Origin of the sequence: Pseudarthrobacter sp. NPDC092202 (assembly GCF_044755505.1) — a bacterium.
Classification (GTDB): domain Bacteria; phylum Actinomycetota; class Actinomycetes; order Actinomycetales; family Micrococcaceae; genus Arthrobacter.
In genome coordinates this window covers 41120-61074 of the sequence record NZ_JBIVRG010000014.1, presented here as the reverse complement: position 1 = coordinate 61074, position 19955 = coordinate 41120, and the positions used below count along the sequence as shown (strand labels likewise).

The 19955-nt window shown below is 66.8% G+C and carries 22 protein-coding genes; 10 read left to right on the top strand and 12 right to left on the bottom strand.

Features of this window, described 5'->3' with window-relative positions; translation table 11 throughout:
* Positions 1-92: 92 nt before the first annotated feature.
* From ACIQF4_RS17755 to ACIQF4_RS17725, 7 genes are all read left to right on the top strand, one after another.
* Positions 93-1190, top strand: coding sequence for a tartrate dehydrogenase (locus tag ACIQF4_RS17755; RefSeq protein ID WP_231454932.1), 1098 nt, complete (start codon positions 93-95; stop codon positions 1188-1190).
* A gap of 138 nt (positions 1191-1328) precedes the next feature.
* The gene (gene dctA / locus ACIQF4_RS17750) at positions 1329-2825 is read left to right on the top strand and encodes a C4-dicarboxylate transporter DctA (protein WP_400516924.1); all 1497 of its coding nucleotides are present in this window, start codon (positions 1329-1331) and stop codon (positions 2823-2825) included.
* 1 nt (position 2826) lies between these two features.
* Positions 2827-3975: a glycerate kinase gene (locus ACIQF4_RS17745; RefSeq protein ID WP_231454930.1), complete on the top strand. Its 1149-nt coding sequence runs from the start codon at positions 2827-2829 to the stop codon at positions 3973-3975.
* Positions 3976-4107: 132 nt separating this feature from the next.
* Positions 4108-4515, top strand: coding sequence for a helix-turn-helix transcriptional regulator (locus ACIQF4_RS17740; RefSeq protein ID WP_400516955.1), 408 nt, complete (start codon positions 4108-4110; stop codon positions 4513-4515).
* The gene (locus ACIQF4_RS17735; protein ID WP_400516923.1) at positions 4512-4934 is read left to right on the top strand and encodes a VOC family protein; all 423 of its coding nucleotides are present in this window, start codon (positions 4512-4514) and stop codon (positions 4932-4934) included. Before ACIQF4_RS17740 ends, ACIQF4_RS17735 begins: the two co-directional genes overlap by 4 nt.
* Before the next feature lie 91 nt (positions 4935-5025).
* On the top strand, positions 5026-7416 hold the full coding sequence (locus tag ACIQF4_RS17730; RefSeq protein WP_400516922.1) for an ATP-binding cassette domain-containing protein: 2391 nt from the start codon (positions 5026-5028) through the stop codon (positions 7414-7416).
* A gap of 21 nt (positions 7417-7437) precedes the next feature.
* Entirely contained in the window at positions 7438-8010 is a 573-nt protein-coding gene (locus ACIQF4_RS17725) for an MOSC domain-containing protein (protein WP_400516921.1), read from the top strand.
* Here the strand turns inward: ACIQF4_RS17725 and ACIQF4_RS17720 are convergent, their stop codons facing one another.
* Together ACIQF4_RS17720 and ACIQF4_RS17715 are read right to left on the bottom strand one after the other, a co-directional pair.
* Positions 8011-9189, bottom strand: coding sequence for an MFS transporter (locus tag ACIQF4_RS17720; protein ID WP_400516920.1), 1179 nt, complete (start codon positions 9187-9189; stop codon positions 8011-8013).
* Positions 9186-9842, bottom strand: a complete 657-nt coding sequence (locus ACIQF4_RS17715) for a GntR family transcriptional regulator (RefSeq protein ID WP_400516919.1) — start codon at positions 9840-9842, stop codon at positions 9186-9188. The genes ACIQF4_RS17720 and ACIQF4_RS17715 overlap by 4 nt, the downstream gene beginning before the upstream one ends.
* A gap of 63 nt (positions 9843-9905) precedes the next feature.
* On the opposite strand from ACIQF4_RS17715, the gene ACIQF4_RS17710 reads away from it, so the two are divergent.
* Entirely contained in the window at positions 9906-10619 is a 714-nt protein-coding gene (locus tag ACIQF4_RS17710; protein WP_400516918.1) for an SDR family NAD(P)-dependent oxidoreductase, read from the top strand.
* A 23-nt stretch (positions 10620-10642) separates the two neighbouring features.
* Here the strand turns inward: ACIQF4_RS17710 and ACIQF4_RS17705 are convergent, their stop codons facing one another.
* From ACIQF4_RS17705 to ACIQF4_RS17670, 8 genes are all read right to left on the bottom strand, one after another.
* Positions 10643-11632, bottom strand: coding sequence for a cyclase family protein (locus ACIQF4_RS17705; RefSeq protein ID WP_400516917.1), 990 nt, complete (start codon positions 11630-11632; stop codon positions 10643-10645).
* Entirely contained in the window at positions 11629-11883 is a 255-nt protein-coding gene (locus ACIQF4_RS17700) for a hypothetical protein (RefSeq protein ID WP_400516916.1), read from the bottom strand. The genes ACIQF4_RS17705 and ACIQF4_RS17700 overlap by 4 nt, the downstream gene beginning before the upstream one ends.
* Before the next feature lie 11 nt (positions 11884-11894).
* Positions 11895-13232: a TRAP transporter large permease subunit gene (locus tag ACIQF4_RS17695; RefSeq protein ID WP_400516915.1), complete on the bottom strand. Its 1338-nt coding sequence runs from the start codon at positions 13230-13232 to the stop codon at positions 11895-11897.
* Positions 13233-13311: 79 nt separating this feature from the next.
* Entirely contained in the window at positions 13312-14091 is a 780-nt protein-coding gene (locus ACIQF4_RS17690) for a DUF1932 domain-containing protein (RefSeq protein ID WP_400516914.1), read from the bottom strand.
* Positions 14092-14113: 22 nt separating this feature from the next.
* Positions 14114-14743 (bottom strand): methyltransferase, encoded by a 630-nt coding sequence (locus tag ACIQF4_RS17685; RefSeq protein ID WP_400516913.1) that lies wholly within the window; start codon positions 14741-14743, stop codon positions 14114-14116.
* A gap of 28 nt (positions 14744-14771) precedes the next feature.
* Positions 14772-15776, bottom strand: a complete 1005-nt coding sequence (locus ACIQF4_RS17680; protein WP_400516912.1) for a tripartite tricarboxylate transporter substrate binding protein — start codon at positions 15774-15776, stop codon at positions 14772-14774.
* A 56-nt stretch (positions 15777-15832) separates the two neighbouring features.
* Entirely contained in the window at positions 15833-17335 is a 1503-nt protein-coding gene (locus ACIQF4_RS17675; protein WP_400516911.1) for a tripartite tricarboxylate transporter permease, read from the bottom strand.
* Between the two features lie 2 nt (positions 17336-17337).
* On the bottom strand, positions 17338-17841 hold the full coding sequence (locus ACIQF4_RS17670; protein ID WP_400516910.1) for a tripartite tricarboxylate transporter TctB family protein: 504 nt from the start codon (positions 17839-17841) through the stop codon (positions 17338-17340).
* A gap of 151 nt (positions 17842-17992) precedes the next feature.
* Between ACIQF4_RS17670 and ACIQF4_RS17665 the strand changes: the two genes are divergently transcribed.
* Positions 17993-18799, top strand: a complete 807-nt coding sequence (locus ACIQF4_RS17665; protein ID WP_400516909.1) for an IclR family transcriptional regulator — start codon at positions 17993-17995, stop codon at positions 18797-18799.
* Here ACIQF4_RS17665 and ACIQF4_RS17660 read toward each other — a convergent pair.
* Positions 18796-19098, bottom strand: a complete 303-nt coding sequence (locus ACIQF4_RS17660) for a hypothetical protein (protein WP_400516908.1) — start codon at positions 19096-19098, stop codon at positions 18796-18798. The two genes, ACIQF4_RS17665 and ACIQF4_RS17660, sit on opposite strands and share 4 nt — an antisense overlap.
* Before the next feature lie 154 nt (positions 19099-19252).
* Here ACIQF4_RS17660 and ACIQF4_RS17655 point away from each other — a divergent pair, with 154 nt between their 5' ends.
* On the top strand, positions 19253-19519 hold the full coding sequence (locus ACIQF4_RS17655; RefSeq protein WP_400516907.1) for a DUF3072 domain-containing protein: 267 nt from the start codon (positions 19253-19255) through the stop codon (positions 19517-19519).
* A gap of 79 nt (positions 19520-19598) precedes the next feature.
* On the opposite strand, the gene ACIQF4_RS17650 is transcribed toward ACIQF4_RS17655, so the two are convergent.
* Positions 19599-19808 (bottom strand): hypothetical protein, encoded by a 210-nt coding sequence (locus ACIQF4_RS17650; RefSeq protein ID WP_350004197.1) that lies wholly within the window; start codon positions 19806-19808, stop codon positions 19599-19601.
* Positions 19809-19955 lie beyond the last annotated feature (147 nt).

The window sequence follows — 19955 nt, the reverse complement described above, 5'->3', positions numbered from 1 at the left end:
GCCCCGCACGTACTGGCCGTCTACTTGAAGAGGAAGAACAGTGTGACTCGAGCAACAGAGGCACTGCCAACACTCAACGAGGAGGTAGGCACATGAGCGCCACCCAGAAATTCAGCATCGCTTCAATCCCCGCAGACGGTGTGGGCAAGGAAGTCGTTTCTGCCGGACGCCGCGTCCTGGACGCCCTGGCGGAGAACTCCAACGGAAAATTCGCGTTTGAGTGGACCGAGTTCCCCTGGGGCTGCGGATACTACGCGGAAACCGGCAAGATGATGGCCGACGATGGCCTGGAGACGCTGAAGGACTTCGATGCGATCTACTTCGGCGCCGTCGGCTGGGAGAACGTCCCGGACCACGTCAGCCTCTGGGGACTGCGGCTGAACATCACCCAGAACTTCGACCAGTGGGCCAACATCCGCCCCGTGAAGTTCCTCCCCGGCATCCAGTCCCCACTGCGCAAAGCAGACAACACCGAGCTCGACTGGGTTGTTGTCCGAGAGAACAGCGAAGGCGAATATGCCGGCCTCGGCGGCCGGAACCTGAGCGGCCGCGGCCCCGGCAACGAGGTTGCCCTGCAGACCGCGCTGTTCACCGAGAAAGGATGCGAGCGCATCATGCGCTTCGCTTTCGACCTTGCCCGCACCCGCACCGTGAAGAAGGTTTCCTCGGTGACAAAGTCCAATGCGCAGCAGTACGGAATGGTCCTGTGGGACGAAGTCTTCAACCGCGTGGCACTGGACTACCCCGACGTGCAGACCGAAAGCGTCCTGGTGGACGCCATGAGCGCCAAGTTCATCCTCAAGCCCGAGGACCTGTCCGTCGTCGTCGCCTCAAACCTCAACGCCGACATCCTCTCCGACCTCGGCTCCGCCCTCGCCGGCAGCCTCGGCCTGGCCGCGAGCGCCAACCTGAACCCGGAACGCCGGTTCCCGTCCATGTTCGAACCAGTCCACGGGTCCGCCCCGGACATCGCCGGCCAGGGTATCAGCAACCCCATCGGTGCCATCGCGAGCGCCGCCCTGATGCTGGACCACTTCGGCCTGCATGAGGAGGCCCGCAAGGTGGAGGCAGCGATCGAACAGACCACCGCTGCCGGGTACCTTACCCGCGACGTCGGTGGGAACGCCGACACCGCCGACGTCACCGACGCCATCATCAAGGCGCTGACGAACACCCTGGCAACGGTCTAGCCAGGACACGGCCAGCCGGGAACCTCCGGCGGCAGCAAACGCCCGGAGTGGGCGGCGGTGCAGCATTTCGCCGCCCACTCCGCCATGTCCCCTTACATCAGAAACTTCCAGCTACATTCCAACAAAGAGGTAGGAATAATGGACCACACCACCACCGCCGGCAGCGTTGCAGCAGCCAAGAACGCGGCCCCCAAAACACCCCTGTACCGGCAACTGTACTTCTGGGTTCTGACGGCGATCGTCGTCGGCATCCTCGTCGGCTGGCTCGCACCCAGTGTCGGCGTGGCCATGGAACCGATCGGCACTACCTTCGTTGATGCGATGAAGATGCTCATCGGCCCCATCGTGTTCCTGACCATTGTGGGCGGCATCGCCAGCGTCGCCGACCTGAAAAAGGTTGGCATGACGGGCCTGAAGGCCCTGACCTACTTCCAGGTGGGTACCATCCTGGCCATGATTTTCGGCCTGGTGGCCATCAACCTCTTCCGGCTGGGCGACGGCGTGAACGCGGATGCGGACAGCATCGAGACCTCCGAATCCGCGGCAAAGCTCATCGACGCCGGCGCAAACCAGGAGTGGTGGCAGTTCCTGACCAAGATCATTCCGGAAAGCATGGCTGCCCCGTTCGTCGAGGGCAACATCCTCCAGATCATCTTCATCGCCGTGGTCTTCGGCATCGCCCTGAACGCCATGGGTAAGGTGGGCGCTCCCGTCCTTGACGGCGTGCAGCGCCTCACCGGGGTCATGTTCAAGATCCTGGGCTTCATCATGAAGGCCGCCCCGATTGGCGCGTTCGGTGCCATGGCCTACGCCGTGGGCAAGTTCGGCGTCTCGTCTCTGACCAGCATGGGCGGGCTGATCGCCCTTTTCTACATCACCTCCATCCTCTTCGTGGTGATCGTGCTCGGCTCCATCATGCTCTTCCTGAGGTTGAACATTTTCAAGATGATCCGCCACCTCAAAGAGGAATACATGCTCATCCTGGGCACCTCCACCGCCGAACCGGCCCTGCCGGGCCTCATGCGCAAGCTCGAGCACGCCGGCGTCAAGAAGGAAACCGTAGGCCTGGTTGTCCCCACCGGCTACAGCTTCAACCTCGACGGCGCAGCCATCTACCTCTCCCTCGCCGCCCTGTACATCGCCCAGGCCACCAACACCGACCTGACCATCGGTGAACAGCTGGGCCTGCTCGCCGTCATGCTCCTGACCTCCAAGGGTGCCGCAGGCGTGGCCGGCGGCGGCTTCATCGCCCTCACCGCAACCCTCACCACCCTCGGCACCATCCCGGCCGCCGGCATCATGCTTATCTTCGGCATCGACAAGTTCATGTCTGAGTGCCGCGCCCTGGTGAACTTCACCGGCAACGCCGTCGCCACCCTGTTCATCGCCTGGTGGGACCGCACCCTGGACGCCGACCGCGCCCGCCGTGTCTTCAATGGAGAAACCGTTGAACCCATGCCGGCGGAGGACCCTGTCCACCTCGACGACGTCACGGACGTCGACGAGGACCTCACCGAATACGGCCACCACGGCCCCAAGCACCCGGCCGGCGCCCACGCGGTACCCGCGCTCTCCGCCGCCGTGGAACCCTCCCCCGCTGCCGACCGCCGTCCCGCCTACTCGGAATCCATCTGACATGACGCAGACCACCGTCCCGAAAACCGTACGGACGCTCATCGCGCCCGACAAGTTCAAAGGCAGCCTCACCGCCGGCGAAGTAGCGGATGCCCTGGCCGCAGGGCTTCGCTCCGCCACCGGATCCGGGGCGGTCCACTGCGAGCTCCTTCCACTCGCAGACGGAGGCGACGGCAGCGTTGATGCCGCCATCGCCTCCGGCTTCGCCCGGCGCCACTACACCGTGGCCGGGCCCACCGGACAACCGGTCCAGGCAAGCATCGCCTTCGACGGCGCCACGGCAGTTGTGGAGGTGGCCAACACCTGTGGCCTCGGACTGCTGCCAGGCGGAAACCCGGAGCCGCTGAACGCATCAAGCCGCGGATTCGGCGAGGCAATCCTGTTCGCGCTCAGCCTGAACCCGTCCCGGATCGTCATGGCCCTCGGCGGCAGCGCCAGCACCGACGGCGGCATGGGCATGCTCACTGCCCTGGGCTACAGCTTCCGGGACGCCGACGGCCGCCAGCTCTACGGCAGCGGCAGGGCCCTGGACCGGATCCATACGGTGCAACGGACAGTGTTGCCGGAACTGGCAGACACCGAACTCATCGTCGCCAGTGATGTCCACAATCCCCTGCACGGTGTCCACGGCGCACCTGCCGTGTTCGGGCCCCAGAAGGGCGCCGCACCTGACGACGTGGCAGCACTCGACAAGGGGCTGGCGCACTATGTCACGAAGATGGCTGGCGCCGGGCTCGCCGGTGCCGCCGCGATGGCAGAACACGAGGGTGCGGGCAGTGCCGGCGGCATCGGCTACGCCTGCCTCCTGCTCGGCGCCACACAGGTCTCCGGCGCCGACTACTTCCTGGATCTGCTGGACTTCAACGCGCGGAAGGAAACCTGCGACGTCGTCATCACCGGCGAAGGCAGCATCGACGAACAGACCTTGGCCGGGAAGCTGCCTGCCGCCGTCGCCCGCCGTTCCGGCTCCAGGCCCATCATCGCTGTCGCCGGCCGCTCGCTCCTCCCTAAGGAACGGTGGTCCGAGATGCCGCTGGCAAAGGTCTACGCTTTGACTGAATACACAGACCAGGACTCCTCCAAAGACCCTGACCTCTCGGCTGTCCTCCTCAGGAGGATCGGGCAGGAGATCGGCGAAAGCCTTCTGTAGCGCTGCGGCTCGCTGACGCAGGAGCCCGGGGAGCAGGCCTCATAGCCGGGTGTCTGGACAACTCCCCCGCCAGGGAGCACCATCTGAAAGGTGACTACCAGCCCCGCAATCGACCCCTACCTGCGCGAACTCATGCTCCTGCGCCGGGTCAAGGACAGGATCGACCGGGAGTACGCGCAGCCCCTCGACGTCGAGGCCCTGGCCCAGGGTGTCCACATGTCCGCCGGCCACCTCAGCCGCCGGTTCAAGGCCGCGTACCAGGAATCGCCCTACAGCTACCTGATGACCCGGCGCATCGAACGGGCCATGGCGCTGCTGCGCCGGGGTGACCTTTCCGTCACGGAGGTGTGCTTCGCCGTCGGCTGTTCCTCGCTGGGCACCTTCAGCACGCGCTTCAGCGAACTGGTGGGCATGCCGCCCAGCGCCTACAAGCAGGAGGCAAAGAGCACGACGGCGGGCATCCCCGCGTGCGTGGCCAAACAGGTCACCAGACCGGTCAGGAATCGAGAAGCGCCCGCTCCGGAGCCGCAACTAGCATGACAGCCATGGACAACATCACCATTTCCTCAACCTTCCTTCCGCACACCGACCCCGACGCTTCCCTGGCGTTCTACCGCGACGCGCTGGGCTTCGAGGTCCGCAACGACGTTGGCCGTGGCACCATGCGCTGGATCACGGTCGGCCCCGCGGGCCAGCCCGGCGTTTCCATCGTCCTGCACCCGCCGGGAGTGGACCCCGGCATCACCGATGACGAGCGCCGCACCATCGCCGAGATGATGGCCAAGGGCACCTACGCCACCGTGATCCTCTCCGCCCCGGATGTCGACGCCGCCTTCGCCCAGGTGGAGGCGAGCGGGGCCGACGTCGTGCAGGAACCGGTGGACCAGCCCTACGGCATCCGCGACTGCGCCTTCCGCGACCCCGCCGGGAACACCGTGCGGATCAACCAGCAGGCCTAGGCTGATACCAACGACGGCGACCGGAGGCTGCGCACGCGGCTTCCGGTCAGCGCAGCCCAACAGACAGCGCAGCCCAACAGATGGAGACCCGATGAGCACGGACACCGGCACCGATACCCAGGCCAACGGGCTGCACGTCGCCGACACGCACGACCTCATCCGCGTGCAGGGCGCGCGGGAAAACAACCTCAAAAACATCAACGTCGAACTGCCCAAGCGCCGGCTGACCGTGTTCACCGGGGTCTCCGGCTCAGGCAAGAGCTCGCTGGTGTTCGCCACCATCGCCGCCGAGTCGCAGCGGATGATCAACGAGACCTACAGCGCGTTCGTCCAGGGCTTTATGCCGAACCTCGCCCGCCCCGAGGTGGACTTCCTGGAAGGCCTGACGACGGCGATCATCGTGGACCAGGAGCGCATGGGCGCCAATCCCCGCTCCACCGTTGGCACCGCCACCGATGCCAACGCCATGCTCCGCATCCTCTTCAGCCGGCTGGGCACCCCGTACGCCGGCCCGCCCACGGCGTTCTCCTTCAACGTCCCCACCCGGAAAGCCAGCGGCGTCATGTCCACGGACAAGGGCGGGCGGGTGGAGAAGTCGGTGGTTAACCACGCCGTGTACCTCGGCGGCATGTGCCCGCGCTGCGAGGGCATGGGCAACGTCAGCGACATAGACCGCACGGCACTGTACGACGACGCCAAGTCCCTGACCGAGGGAGCGCTGACGGTTCCGGGGTACTCCATGGACGGGTGGTACGGGCGATTGTTCGAGGGCATGGGCCTGCCGATGGACAAGCCCATCGCCAAGTTCACCGCGAAGCAGCTGGACACCATGCTGTACGCGGAGCCCACCAAGATCAAGGTGGAGGGCGTCAACCTGACCTTCGAGGGGATCATCCCCAAGATCCAGAAGTCCATGCTGTCCAAGGACCCCGAGGCCATGCAGCCGCACGTGCGCCGGTTCGTGGAGCGGGCCGTCACGTTCCAGACCTGCCCCGAGTGCAAGGGGACCCGGCTGACCCAGCAGGCCCTCTCCTCCAAAATCAACGGCAAGAACATCGCGGAGCTGTGCCAGATGCAGATCAGCGACCTCGCCGGGTGGGTCCGGAACCTCAAGGACCCTTCCGTGGCTCCCCTGCTCAAGGGCCTCCAGCACCTGCTCGACTCGTTTTCGGATATCGGCCTGGGCTACCTCAGCCTGGACCGGCCGGCCGGCACCCTGTCCGGCGGCGAGGCCCAGCGCACCAAGATGATCCGGCACCTCGGCTCCTCGCTCACGGACGTCACGTACGTCTTCGACGAGCCCTCCATCGGCCTCCATCCGCACGACATCGAACGGATGAACCAGCTCCTGCTCCAGCTGCGGGACAAAGGCAACACCGTCCTGGTGGTGGAGCACAAACCGGAGATGATCACCATCGCCGACCACGTCGTCGACCTCGGTCCGGGGGCAGGCACCAACGGCGGCGAGGTCTGCTACGAGGGCACCGTGGAGGGCCTGCGGAGCAGCGACACCACCACCGGGCACCACCTGGAGGACCGCGCGGCCCTGAAGGAGGCCGTCCGGAAAGCCTCCGGTGCACTGGAGGTCCGCGGCGCGTCCACGCACAATCTCCAGGACGTCGACGTCGATATTCCCCTGGGTGTCCTGACCGTCGTCACCGGGGTGGCCGGCTCGGGGAAGAGCTCCCTTATCCACGGGTCGGTGGCCAAGCGCGAGGGTGTGGTGGTGATCGACCAGGGCGCCATCCGGGGTTCGCGCCGCAGCAATCCGGCCACCTACACCGGGCTGCTGGAGCCCATCCGCAAGACCTTCGCCAAGGTCAACGGCGTGAAGCCGGCGCTGTTCAGCTCCAACTCGGAAGGTGCCTGCCCCACCTGCAACGGCGCGGGCGTCATTTTCACCGAGCTCGGAGTCATGGCAACGGTGGAGTCACCGTGCGAGGACTGCGAGGGCCGCCGCTTCCAGGCCGCCGTGCTGGAATACACCGTGGGCGGGCAGAACATCGCCGAGGTCCTGGCCATGTCCGTGACCGAGGCTGCCGCGTTCTTTGCCGAGGGCGAGGCCAAGACACCGGCCGCGCGGACCATCCTGGCCCGGCTCGAGGATGTTGGCCTGGGCTACCTCAGCCTCGGCCAGCCGCTCACCACGCTGTCCGGCGGCGAGCGCCAGCGGCTCAAGCTCGCCACCCAGATGGCCGAAAAGGGCGATGTGTACGTCCTGGACGAGCCCACTACCGGCCTGCACCTGGCCGACGTGGAGAACCTGCTGGGCCTGCTGGACCGGCTGGTTGAGTCCGGCAAGTCCGTGATCGTGATCGAGCACCACCAGGCCGTGATGGCGCACGCGGACTGGATCATCGACCTCGGCCCGGGGGCAGGGCACGACGGCGGCCGGATCGTTTTCGAGGGCACGCCCGTTGAGCTTGTGGCCGGCTCCCCGACGCTCACCGGCAAGCACCTGGCCGCGTACGTGGGTGCCTGAATCCGTGCGTATGGTGGGGGCATGACGGAGGAGTACAGGTACGGCGTCGAAATCCTGCACCTGCTGGTGTCCCCCTCCCACGCCTATTTCGGCCGGGCGCGGGACGGGGCAGCAGATGTGCCCACCACGGATGCCGATGTTGCCGAGGTGGTGGCGGGCAAGGGCATCGTGGGCGACCGCTTCTTCGGCAAGGCGGCGCACATGGACGCCGCGGTGACCCTGTTCGCCGTCGAATCCCTGGAAGTGATGGCCGGGGAACTGGGCGCGGAGCCGTTCGATCCGTTGGCCACCCGCCGGAACGTTATCCTCCGCGGAGCCCACCTGGCCCCGCTGCTCAGCCAGGACTTTGTGCTGGAGTCGGGCGGGGACGCGGTGGCTTTTCACGGCGGCCGGCCCGCACACCCCTGCGCCTGGATGAACGAGGTGCTGGCCCCCGGCGCACACCCGGCCATGAGGGGCCGCGGCGGTATCCGGTGCCGTGCCCTCTCAAGCGGGCTGCTGCGCCGGGGCCCTGCTGTGCTGGTCAGCCCGGTGCCGTTGGACCCCTCCAAGGCGGGCGTGCCGAGCCTGCTCCGCCCGTCGCGGCTGCCGTAATCAGTCGTCCAGCCGGACACCCCGGAGGAGCAGGAGCGTCCCGCCCACTGCAGCCGCGGACGCCAGGAAAACCCCCAGCGCGCCAACACCTGCCGCTGCCACGCCGATAACACTCGGAAGCACCACCTGGCCCACCCGGTTCCCGGCGAGCCGGAGGGCAAGGGCACGGCCGCGCTGCCCGGCAGGTGCCTGCGCCGAGAGCCAGGACATGGTGAGGGGCTGGCCAATGCCAAGGCCCAGTCCGAGCACGGCCATGACCACAAAGAGCAGCAGCACCGGCATGGGAACCGCCATGGCGGCCAAAGCGATGGTCGACAACACCAGGCTGGCCACGAGCAGCCGCTTGCGCCCCAGCTTCCGGGATACCTGCCCCAGCAGGATCCGGGACACCATGGAAAACACGGCACGGACGGCGAGCAGGGCGCCCACCGTTGCCGCCGTGAGCCCCCGTTCGGAGCCAAGCACCGGGAGGTAGACCATGGTCAGGTCCACCACGGCAAGGACGGTGGCGCTGGTGGCCAGGGCCCGCGCCACGCCGGGAGTCTTCAGCAGCGAGGCCACGTTGCCTTTGCCGCTGATCGCCGGGGCTGCCGTTCCCTTCCTGGCGCCGACCGTTGCGGAGATGCCGAAGGTGGTCACCAGGAGCACCAGCCCCATGCAGGCCGAGAGGAGGAAGATCGCCTGGGTGTCGGGGCGGATGGCCGTGCCTCCCACCAGGGAGATGGCCAGTGGCCCCACGGCCTGCCCAAGGGAGGCAGCGAAGGTGAGGTAGCCGAAGGCGGAATCCATCCGGGAGGCAGCCGCGTTGTTGGCCACCACCGCCTGTTGCCCAACCACGCAGGTCAGCTGGCCGACGCCCAGGAGGGCGGTTCCGATGATCAGTGCAGCAATTGACGAACCCCACAGCAGCAGGAACAAGGCGCTGGCCAGTACGACGGCGGCTCCGGCCGCCATGAGGCGGCGTTCACCCAGGCGGTCCACCAGGGCGCCCGTGGGGACGGCGAGCAGCAGCGGGAAGACGGCGTAGCTCGCCGCCAGCAGCCCCAGGGCAAAACCGGGAACGTCCAGTTCCAGCGCGCGGTAGGTGGCAGCGGGCCGCAGCAGGAAAGTCAGGGCCTGGATCAGTGTGGAATGGACCAGGAGGGCTGCAGTGGACCGGCGGCCCAGTTCGCCGATCATGCAGGGTTGCCGGACATGGCCCGCACCGCCGCGTCGCGGGCACCCATGACGTGGTCGAACGCGATCCTTGCGGCCCGGTCCGGGTCGCCGGCAGCCACGGCCGCCACCAGGGTCCGGTGCTGGGCAAGGGCCTGGTCCCGCCGCTCCTGGGTGCTGTTGGTGAAGTGCCGGTACCGCTCCATCTGGTTTGATATCTGGTCATGGAACCGCCGCGCCCACGCATTGCCAGCGATCGCGGCGATTTTCCCGTGCAGCGACATCCCCTGCTTCATCGCCTCATCCGCGAAGCCCACCATGGCAGCGTTGCGCTCAAGGATGCCCTCGAGTGCGTCGATGTCAGCCAGCGTGGCTTTTAGGCAGGCATTGCGCGCCATCAGCGATTCCATGGCCGCGCGGACTTCATACAGCTCGGATATTTCCGCCTCGTCCAGGGCGGGCACCAGCACGCCGCCGGTCCGTTGCTGTTCCAGGAGGCTCTCCGAGATCAGCCGCCTGATGGCTTCCCTCAGCGGCGTGCGGCTCACCTGCAGCGCAGAGGCCATGGCGGGTTCGTAGACGCGTTCCCCCGGCTTCAGCTCCAGGCTGATGATCTGCCGCTTCAGCTCGGCATAGACGAAATCCGCCCCTGTATTGCGGGTGGTTGCACCAGACATGTCGTTACCTCCTCGGCTACTCTAGCCTTTGATGCATACTTGTATACAACTCGAGGAGGACCAGTGGCGCGCATCCTTATCACCGGCTCCGCGGACGGGCTGGGACGGTACACAGCCGAAACGCTTCTGCAGGAGGGTCACCGCGTCGTCGTGCATGCCCGCAGTGCGAAACGCCTGGCTTCCGCCCAGGAACTGCTGGACCGCGGTGCGGACGGCGTTGTTGGCGACCTGGCGGACATGGACCAGGTCCGCGATATCGCCGCCCAGGTGAACCGGCTGGGCCAGATGGACGCCGTCATCCACAACGCCGGGGTGCTCCACGGCCCGGACATTTTCCAGGTCAACGTCGCCGCCCCCTACCTCCTCACCGCAATCATGCAACGGCCGCGGCGGCAAATATATGTCAGCAGCGGCATGCATCGCGGCGGCCACGCACACATCCAAAACCACGCCCAGGTGACCTATTCGGACAGCAAGCTCTACCTCACGGCCCTGGCAGCCGCCGTCGCCCGTTTATGGCCGGACGTCCCCAGCAATGCCGTGGATCCCGGCTGGGTGCCCACCAGGATGGGCGGCGCCGGCGCGCCGGACGACCTCCGGCTGGGCCACCGCACGCAGGAATGGCTGGCCGCCAGCGATGACCCGGAGGCCCTGACCAGCGGCGGCTACTGGTACCACCAGCACCGGGAAAAGCCACACCCCGCCGTCCGCGATGAGCGGTTCCAGAACGAACTCCTGAACCACCTGGCCGGCGTGACCGGCGAGAGCCTGGGCTGACCCGACAGGCCCGCCGGCAGGCCTCACACCAAGGCAATGGCGTTCGCCGGCGATCCGGTAGCGCCGGTGATGTTCAGCGGCTTGATGGTGATGAAGGCGTCCCACTGGCCTGTGCTCCGCATGTGCCGGGCCAGGGGACCCAGCCGCCACAGTTCGCCCAGGGGCATGCCAAGCTTGGCCAGGAGCTGCTGGTGCATCATGCCGTGGTCGTTCGGTGCTGACTTCCGGTAAGGGCTTGCGGGCACGGCGGGAAGGCATTCGACGGCGAAGTTGTCCGCCGCGAGGAGCGCCAGCCGATGGTCCCAGGCCCAGGCGACGAATTCCTCCGACTGCGCAACACCGGTGGCGCGCCTGCTGTCCCGCATGCGTTGCTTCTCTTCCGGCGCCAGGCCAAGGAACCATTCGCACCAGCCCGTGTGCAGCATCAGGATGTCGCCCTGCCGGAGCTTCACGGACTGGGCGGACAGCGCCTCCTCGATCAGGTCAAGGCCCAGCGGTTCACCGGCAGCATGGTCAATCGGAGCGCCCTGCCCGGCCCGGTACCCGGCCAAGTCCACCAGGACTCCCCTGCCCACGATGGGATGGTCTGCCCATTCCTGGATCCCCAGGTCCGGCGTGCCCTCGGTGATGCGGTCATCCTGCGTGCCGTTGTAGAAGCCGGCGTCGTCCGCCCGGCGGTGCCGCAGCCCGTCAATCTGGCTTGATCCCTGCAGGTAGTACCCGTCCAGGAAATCATCGCGGTGGGCCGGGTGCGAGGAGTAGATGGTGTGCCGGGGCGCGCCGCGCTTGAGGGACATGCCGGGATCAAAGGCATCGGCCGGATAGTCCAGGCCAAAGGCGGTGCCCGTGCGGATGCAGGTGCGTGCCGCCAGCACCGCCTGGGGAGTAATGAACGACGGCGTCCCGCGGGTTGGGTCCGGAAAGAGTCCCCAGGAGGTCCCCGCCAGGGCACCCTCCCGCTCCAGCAGTCGGGCGAACGTTGGGTAGTGCCCGTCTCCGGCGGAAGGACTCACCGCGCCCCTGCTTCCTGCCGCTGTTCCTGGTTCTGGTGGCGCTTGTAGCTGAGCAGGAACCCGGCGACGGCGCAGATGGACGCCGCAATGCACATCGGCGCCTTGATGGTGTCGTTAAGCAGTGCGAGCCAGTCGCCCTGGCCCGCCGCCAGGGCGATGGCCTGCCCGGCCACGAACAGAATGCCGCCAATCAGGAGCGCTGCGAGGGTGAGGACGAAGAGGACTTCGATGGCCCTTCGGATGGTGTGCATGGTGGTGGTCCTTAGATGGGCAGGATGCCGAGGATGATCAGCACGCCGATGCCAAGCAGCGGCAGGGCGTAGTGGGTGAGCAGCCGGAGGAAGGTTTTGATGGGGTCCACGTCTGCGATGCCGCACGCCACGTACAGCGGGGCACCGCCCGGCGGGACCGCCGCCTCGCAGGAGGAGAAGACCAGGACGGCCACGGCTGCCGTGGTTGCCGGCACTCCGGCCGCCACCAGGGCGGCCACGCCGACCGTTCCGACGGCGGCCATGGTGGCCGTCGCGGACAGCGGTGCAGCCACCGCGATGACAATCAGCCCGATCAGGATGGCCAGGAGCCACAGCGGCAGGTTCATCCCGTTCAGCAGTTCCGTCATCTGTTTGGGCAGCCCGGTGGCGGCCAGGGCGTTGGCGCCGGCGAAAGCGAACACCACGGTGACGCCCACGATCCCGAAGCGCGGCGCGGAGTCCTGCAGCAGCGCCCACCACGCCCGGCCATCCCTGGGCAGCTTCTTCCGGCCCAGCAGGAGGCCGGTGATGATCAGGACCACGGGGATCCACACAATGACGCTGACAGCCTTGGTGACATCGCCCCCGGTCCAGCCGGAAAGACCCTGGGCGATGGCACCGGAGGTGATGACCAGCGGAATGGCCACCACAACGAAGAGCAGCAGAGTGGCCCAGCCGCGGCCAAACGCCGCCCGGACGGGCAGCCGGTGTGCTGCATCGAGGGGGGCCATGCCGCTCTTGCGGACCAGCAGCCAGGTGACGATCAGCCGGTGCAGGAAGCACCACAGGCCGCCGAACAGCAGCGGCAGGACCAGCGCGTTGATGTCCAGGAGGGGCCCAACTGTGGCCGACCCGACTAGCACGAACATCGAGGCGCTGAACGGAAACGTGATGCCCATTCCCGCGTTCCCGGCCACCAGGGTGGCCGCCGCGGGCTTGTCCAGCCTGGCTTTCTCCATCCAGGGGATGGTGACCGAGCCAACCGTGGCGGCGATGGCGGCCTGGTTGTGCACCACGCTGCCCAGCCCCGCTGACGCCACGGTGGACACCCAGGCCGGACCGCCCCTGACTCCGCCGATCAGAGAATTCAGCAGGTCAATCAGCCGGTCCAGCACCCCGGTCCTGTCCAGCAGGTACCCCATGAAAACGAACGCCATGGTGGCGTAGACGATCTCGTCCGTGGCGGCTGAGTACAAGGCCTCCCAGCCGGTCTGGGCCGCAGCCGCCCCGGTGAACGGAAGCACCGCCAGGAAGCCGAGGATCATCGCCTCGCCCACGCTGCGTTTAAGCACCGTGGTCCACAGCAGGATCACGGCAAGGTAGGCGCCGAGTGCCCAGATGCCGATCATGCTGCTGCTCCTGACGGCGGGACGCCGGTTAGGTGGTGGATCACGTATTCCCCGTTCCTGATTCTGCCCGACTCTGCCATCAGCGCAAGGCGGGCGCCGGTTCCTGTGCCATCCGGCCCAGGGCGGCCGCGGACGCGGTGGTCATCTCTGCGGGCACCCCAAGATCACCCAGGTAGTTGGCAGTGTCCTGCATTTCCTTGGAGCGGCGCACTGCGTGCTTGGCAGTGCCGGTGAGGAACCGATCGATGACGGCCTGGCCGTCGCCGGCCAGCTGGCTGGCGATCTGGGCGCGGATCCACTCTTCGAGTCCGGCTGCGCGGCCGGCAGTGACGGCCTCGACCACCACCGAGGCCAGGCCCTTCATCAGGACGCTGCGGAGGAGCTTGTGGGCCATTGCCGCTCCGGGTTCACCCCCGGCAATTTCGACGTCGGCGCCCAGCGGGGTGAGGAGGTCCGCCACAGCCTTGGCTCCAGGCCCGCTGGTCATCAGGGGCGTTTTCTCCCCCAGCGCGGAGACCGGGCCAAGGATGGCGACATCGGCGAAGTCGGCCCTGCTTGGCAGCTGTCCGAGTTCCTGCATGACTCCGGGAGAGGACGAGGTGAAGTCCGCGTAGCAACTGCCGGCCCCCAAGACCGGAAGGCACTCCGCGGCGACGCCGCGCGCAGCGGCAGCCCCTGTCATCACCAGGACGATGTCCGCTCCGGCGCAGGCTTCTGCCGCGGTGGCGGCCCGGGTGACGCCGGCAGGAGTGGTGGGGGCCACGGGGTCGAACCCCGTGACCTTGTGGCCGGCGGCGTGGAGCGCCGCGGCGTAGGTGGCTCCGGCTTCGCCGAGGCCAATGACGGTTACCGCTGTCATGGTACTCACTGTCTTTCTTGCTTTAGGACCGGGCTGCGACGATGGCTTGCCGGCGGTTTGTTTCGTCGGCGAAGACTGCTTCGGCAGCCTCGGCGACGGCGGCTGCCTGGTCACGGGGAACCACCACCACGCCGTCCGAATCGCCGATGATCACATCGCCGGGAAGGACGGGGACACCGCCGAAGGCGAGCGGCGTCCCCACGCGGTAGGGACCGTTCTTGTAGGGGCCGGCAGGGGAAGTACCCCGGGCGAAGACGGGCATGCCGATCTCACCCAGCGCTTCGGCGTCGCGCGCTGCCCCGTCCAGCGCGAAGCCTGCAATGCCAAGATTGATGGCACGCTCGCCGATGAGCTCGCCAAGCAGCGCGCGGGAGGCATCGGCGCCCCCGGCGACGACGATGACGTCTCCGGGCCGGGCCAGCTGCAGGGCCTTGTGGATGCCCTGGTTGTCCCCCGGCCTGGTCCACACCGTAAAGGCAGGGCCGGACAGGAGGGCACCCGGCCAGATGGCCTGGATGGCAGAATCTGCAACGCCGAGCCGGTCCATGGCGTCGCCGATGTTGGCGGCGGGGAGCTTGGCAAGGCGTTCCACCACGTCCCTCCCGGGACGGGGGAAATCGGCGTCGATGGTGTCGGTTGCGGGCGTTGTCATGGGTTTCTTCCGTCCGGTGATAGCGGGGTCAGTCGGTCTTCTGGACCAGCGGGAGGACCTTCTTGAAGTCCTCTTCCTGCCCTGCCCAGTACTGCTTGTAGTCCTCGCCGGAGAGGTAGCTGGTCTGCAGGCCAAGATCCTGCATCTTCTGCACCACGGCGGGGTCCTCGATGGCCTTCTGGAGTGCAGCCTCAAGCTTCTTGGCCACCTCTTCCGGCAGCCCGGCGGGGGCCGAGTACCCGCGTGTGGTGCCCGCCTCGAGGTCATAGCCGGATTCCTTGAAGGTGGGAACGTCCGGCAGTGCCGGCGCGCGTTCCGAGGTCATGACACCCAGAACGCGGGCCTTGCCCTGCTTTGTCAGGTCAACAACGTCGCTGACATTGGCCACGAGAATGTCCACGTGCTTGCCCAGGAAGGCGGTGGTGGCCTGCGAAGCCCCCTCCGAGAAGTGCACGGGGGCGAATTCGGAGCCGGTGCTTTCCTGGATCTGGGCCATGGCGAAGTGTTCACCGGTCTGGAGCCCGGTGGTGCTGGCGGTCATGGACTTCGGGTTCGCTTTTGCGGCGTCCAGGAGGTCCTTCAGCGTCTGGTAGGGGCTGTCCGGCTGCACTGCGATGACGGTGGGGTCGATGACCTGGCGGCCCAGGGGCTGGAAGCTGTCCCGCGTGTACTTGGCACCGCGTGCGGGGTCCAGCGGCGAGACGACGACGGAGGGGGAGCCTGTTGCGCCGATGGTGTAGCCGTCGGGGGCGGAGCTGGTCAGCTGGGTGTAGCCGATCTGCCCGCCTGCGCCGGGCTTGTTGATGACCTCAACGTTGGTGCCGAGTTCCTCTTCCAGGATGGGCTGGATGAGCCGGGCAGCCGTGTCCACGGCGCCGCCGGAGGAGAACGCCACAACCAGGTCGATCGTCTTGCCCTTCTTCGGGAAGTCGCCGCCGGCGGCGTTCGTGGCTCCGGCGTTGGCGCCGCAGCCGGTGAGTGCGATCAGGGATGCCGCGGCGAGTGCGGCGGCGATGCGGGAACGGGTTTTCATGGGTGTTCTTCTCCTTTGAAGGGGGTATTCGGGTGTTGGGGTGAATAGGGTGTTGTTTACGTTTCGGGGTCTTCGTTGAGCGCTTTGGGCTTCCGGATCTTCAGCAGCGGGCTGAAGATGATCAGCAGCCCCAGGCCGATCAGGACTGCCGAGATGGGGCGGCTGGTGAAGATCCCGAAGTCGCCCTGCGAGATTTCGAGGGACTCCCGGAGCGAGCGTTCCATCAGCGGACCCAGCACCAGGGTCAGCACCATAGGTGCCAGCGGGATGTCCAGGTGCCGGAGCGCGAGGCCCAAGAGGCCGAAGCCGATCATGACAAAGACGTCAAAGACGCTGAAGTTGATGGTGTACGCGCCGATGACCATAAAGAGCAGGATCAGGGCGGTGAGGATGGTGGTGGGAACACGCAGGATGGAGGTCCACAATCCAACCAGCGGAACATTCAGGACCAGCAGGAGCAGGTTCCCGATGAAGAGGCTGGCGATGATGGCCCAGGCAATCTCGGAGTGCTCAGTGAAGAGGGTGGGCCCCGGGGTGAGGCCCTGCTGGAGGAAGGCGCCCATCAGCACGGCGATGGTGGGTGATGCCGGGATACCAAGGGTGAACAGCGGGATCAGGGCGGCGTTGGCGTGGGAGTTATTGGCCGTTTCAGGCCCGGCCACGCCTTCAATGGCGCCTTTGCCCAGTTCGGAGCGGTGGCGGGAGAACTTCTTTTCCGCGCCGTAGGCCAGCAGGGATGAGACGGAGCCGGTCATTCCCGGGATGAGGCCCAGGCCGAAACCGATTCCGGTTCCGCGGGCCATGGCGGGCGCGCTCCGGCGCCATTCCTTGCCTGTGGGAAGCAGCGAACGCAGGTTGGGTGCGTGCACGTTGGGGGTGGTGCTGCCCTTGCGGTAGGAGAGCAGTTCAGAGAGGCCAAAGACACCCACGATCACGGCAACAAAACTGACGCCGTCCAGGAGCCGGTCCATTCCGAAGGTGAAGCGCGGAGCCCCGGCCACGGGGTCGATACCAACCATCGCGATCAGCAGGCCAAGGGCTCCGGAGATGACGGCTTTGACCATGGACTTGCCGGCGAGCGCCACAAGCAGGGAGATGCCCACCACCATCAGCGCAAAGAACTCCGGCGGGCCCACCAGCAGCCCCAGTTCCCCCAGCGGCTTGGCGGCCAGCACCAGGCCCAGGGTGGCAACAGTGCCGCCCACGAAGGATCCGACGGCGGCGATGGTCAGGGCTGCCCCGGCCTTGCCGAGCTTTGTCATGGCATAGCCGTCGATGGTGGTGATGGCGGAGGCCGCCTCACCGGGGGTGTTCAGCAGGACGCTGGTGATGGTTCCGCCGTAGGCCGTGCCGTAGAAGATGGCGCAGAGCATGATGATCGCCCCGGTGGCATCCAGGTTCAGTGTGAGCGGAATGAGCAGTGCAACGCCGGCCACGGGGCCGATGCCGGGCAGCACGCCGATGATGGTGCCCAGCAGGCAGCCCAGGAAGGCAAACAGCAGGTTTTGCCAGGTCATGGCGGCCGCAAAGCCGCCCATAAGTTCGTTGAGGGTATCCACGTTCAGAGTCCGATCGTGTTCAGCAGGGGAAAGGCCGAGACGGGCAGCGCCACGTTCAGGCCGTAGTTGAAGGCGTAGAACGCGCCCACGCTGCCGGCGAGGGCGGTGACCAGGGAGGAGGGCCAGGCCCTGCGGCCACGCAGCTTCAGGTGGTACATGAGGAAGAGGAACATGCTCAGCTGGAAGCCGAGCAGGTCCATGACGGCGGCGAGGACCACCAGGCTGGCGACGACGGCGACCACCAGTCGGCGGTCAACCCCCTCTGCCGTTTCGCTGGGGCGGCGGAGTTCCTGGAGGAGCCAGACCGCGGACATCGCGGCAAGGACTGCGCCCATGGCAAAGGGGAACAACCCGGGGCCAGGCCCAAGGGAGGTCCACAGGCCCAGACCGATTGAACTGACCAGGACATACACGCCGACGGCGGCGAACGCACCAATACCTGCCAGCACGGAAGGTGCCACCTTGGCGGCGCTCTTTGATGTGGCTGTGACTGACTCCGTTGTCATGCTTCCTTCTCACTGGACTTCTATTTCACGCTGGGCCGGATTTCACTCCGTGTCGCTGCATTTCACAGAATGAAACTATATTGCGTACTGAGAAATAGTGACACCAGACACAGAGGCTGTCAAGCGCAAGGAAGTTACATAGAATGAAAGAATGGCGACGACGACTTCCTCCTCCCCCCACACCCCGGCAGAGGAGGGACCCAAGGCGTCCAACATGCGCTCCCTGTCCCGGGCGCTGGAGGTCTTTGCGGAACTGCAGCGGGCCGAACGGCCCCAGCGGCTCAGTGATCTGGCAAGGAACTGCGGCATGAGCCTGCCCACCACCCTGCGGATCCTGCGCGTACTGCAGGATTTCGGCATGGTGAGCCAGACGGACAAGTCCTATCGGATCGGGCCGGCAGTCCTGCCCGCCGCGCGGAGTTTCCTGGAGAACGATCCCCTTGTCGTGGCGGCCCGGCCCATCCTGCAGCAGGTCGCCTCGCAGACCGGGCTGACGGCGTCGCTCTACACGCGGCTGGGGTTCGAGCGCATCCTCGTGGCACGCGTGGACGGCGAGGTGCCCCTCCGTTATGACCTCCCGCTGGGCAAGCGCCTCCCCCTCACGGCCGGCGCCGCCGGCAAGATCCTGCTTGCGTCATCGTCCGACGACGAGCTTCAGCAGGTGGTTGCTGCGGCTGTTGCCGGCGGCCATGAGGATTCGGGGCTGACCGCAGCCGCTCTGCGCTCCCGGCTGCCGGAACCCGGGGCCGAGTATGCCTACTCCGCCGATGAACGGGCTACCGGGGTGCTCTCCGTGGCCGTGGCCGTGCCGAGCAGGCCGGGACGCCGCCCCAGCGAATCCATCTCGCTGACCAGCCCGGTGGAGGCTGCCAGCGAGGAAACACTCAGGGCCGGAGTCCCGGAACTGCGCCGCGCCGCCGGCAGGCTGGCGGAGCTCCTTGAGGGGTCCGTCTACTAGGACGGACTGATATTGCTTCCCCGGCCCGAGGCGCCGCCGGCAGCCAGGAGTGCATCCAGCTGAGCGGACTGATGAGCCTGGAAGGCCTTGTCGGCGCTTGCGTTCGTGCTGGCGAGAAGCGGTATGTCGATACTCGCGTTACAGCCACGGCAGCGGATCTCGTCCGTCCACACCCAGCTGTACGCCGCGTGCCGTTCCCGCACCCTCTGCATCGCTGAGGTGATTGCTTCCGTCTTGGCCGCAAAGTGCGCTGCGTCCTCATTGCTGAGGCTTGTACCAATCTCGATGTCGATGCTCATCGTGCCTCTTCCGTCGTCCCCGATGGTGCTGTCGACAGTAGCGGGCGCCGCACCGGGAAGGAACGACCTGAAGGTCACGGTTACCTAACCCTTCACACCGCCCTGCCGGCTCAAGGAACTGCGGAATGTCAGCGCCGGACCCTAGACTCTCTGCATGGACAACAACAAAGAACAGGAAACACTCGGCAGCCCCACACCGGAACCGGACGCAGGCCTGGACCGGGACCCGGAAGACTGGGTGACCGGTGATGAACCCATGACGGCAGCGCAGCGGAGCTACCTGGATACGCTGGCCCGTGAAGCAGGGGAAGAACTGCCGGCTGACCTCAGCAAGGCGGAGGCGTCCAAGCACATTGACCGGCTCCAGCAGCGCAGCGGAAGGGTCTCCGGAAACAGTTCCGGCACAACCGCCGACAGCTAAAGCTCCGGTTCCCGAACGGGCACGCTCGAACGGGGCGCCGTCGAGCTAGAGGCGCCGTCGAGCTGGAAGCGCCGTGGAACTACCAGGCCTGCTGTTCGCGGGTCAGGCCGAAGGGGACAGCCTCGCTGAGTGCCACGGTGAACTTGTCCACGCCGTGCCGTGTCACCAGGATGCCGTGGCGCTTCTCGGCGAGCGCGTGGGCCTTGGCGGCGGTGACAGCGGCGTCGAGCTCGCTGTCCATGCTCGCGCGGTCGGCAACGGTCAGGGTCAAGGGGAAGTCAGCGGTCATGGATGGGGCCTTAGTGTTCTAGGGGTGGGAGACGCGTCTTTCGCTCCCCCAAGCTGCCGACGCGGCAGGGCATCATACTGCCCACCTCATGATGCCCCAGCATCGGGCCACCAGCAACTTGAAAAATCAAGTAACAAAGAACCGCAC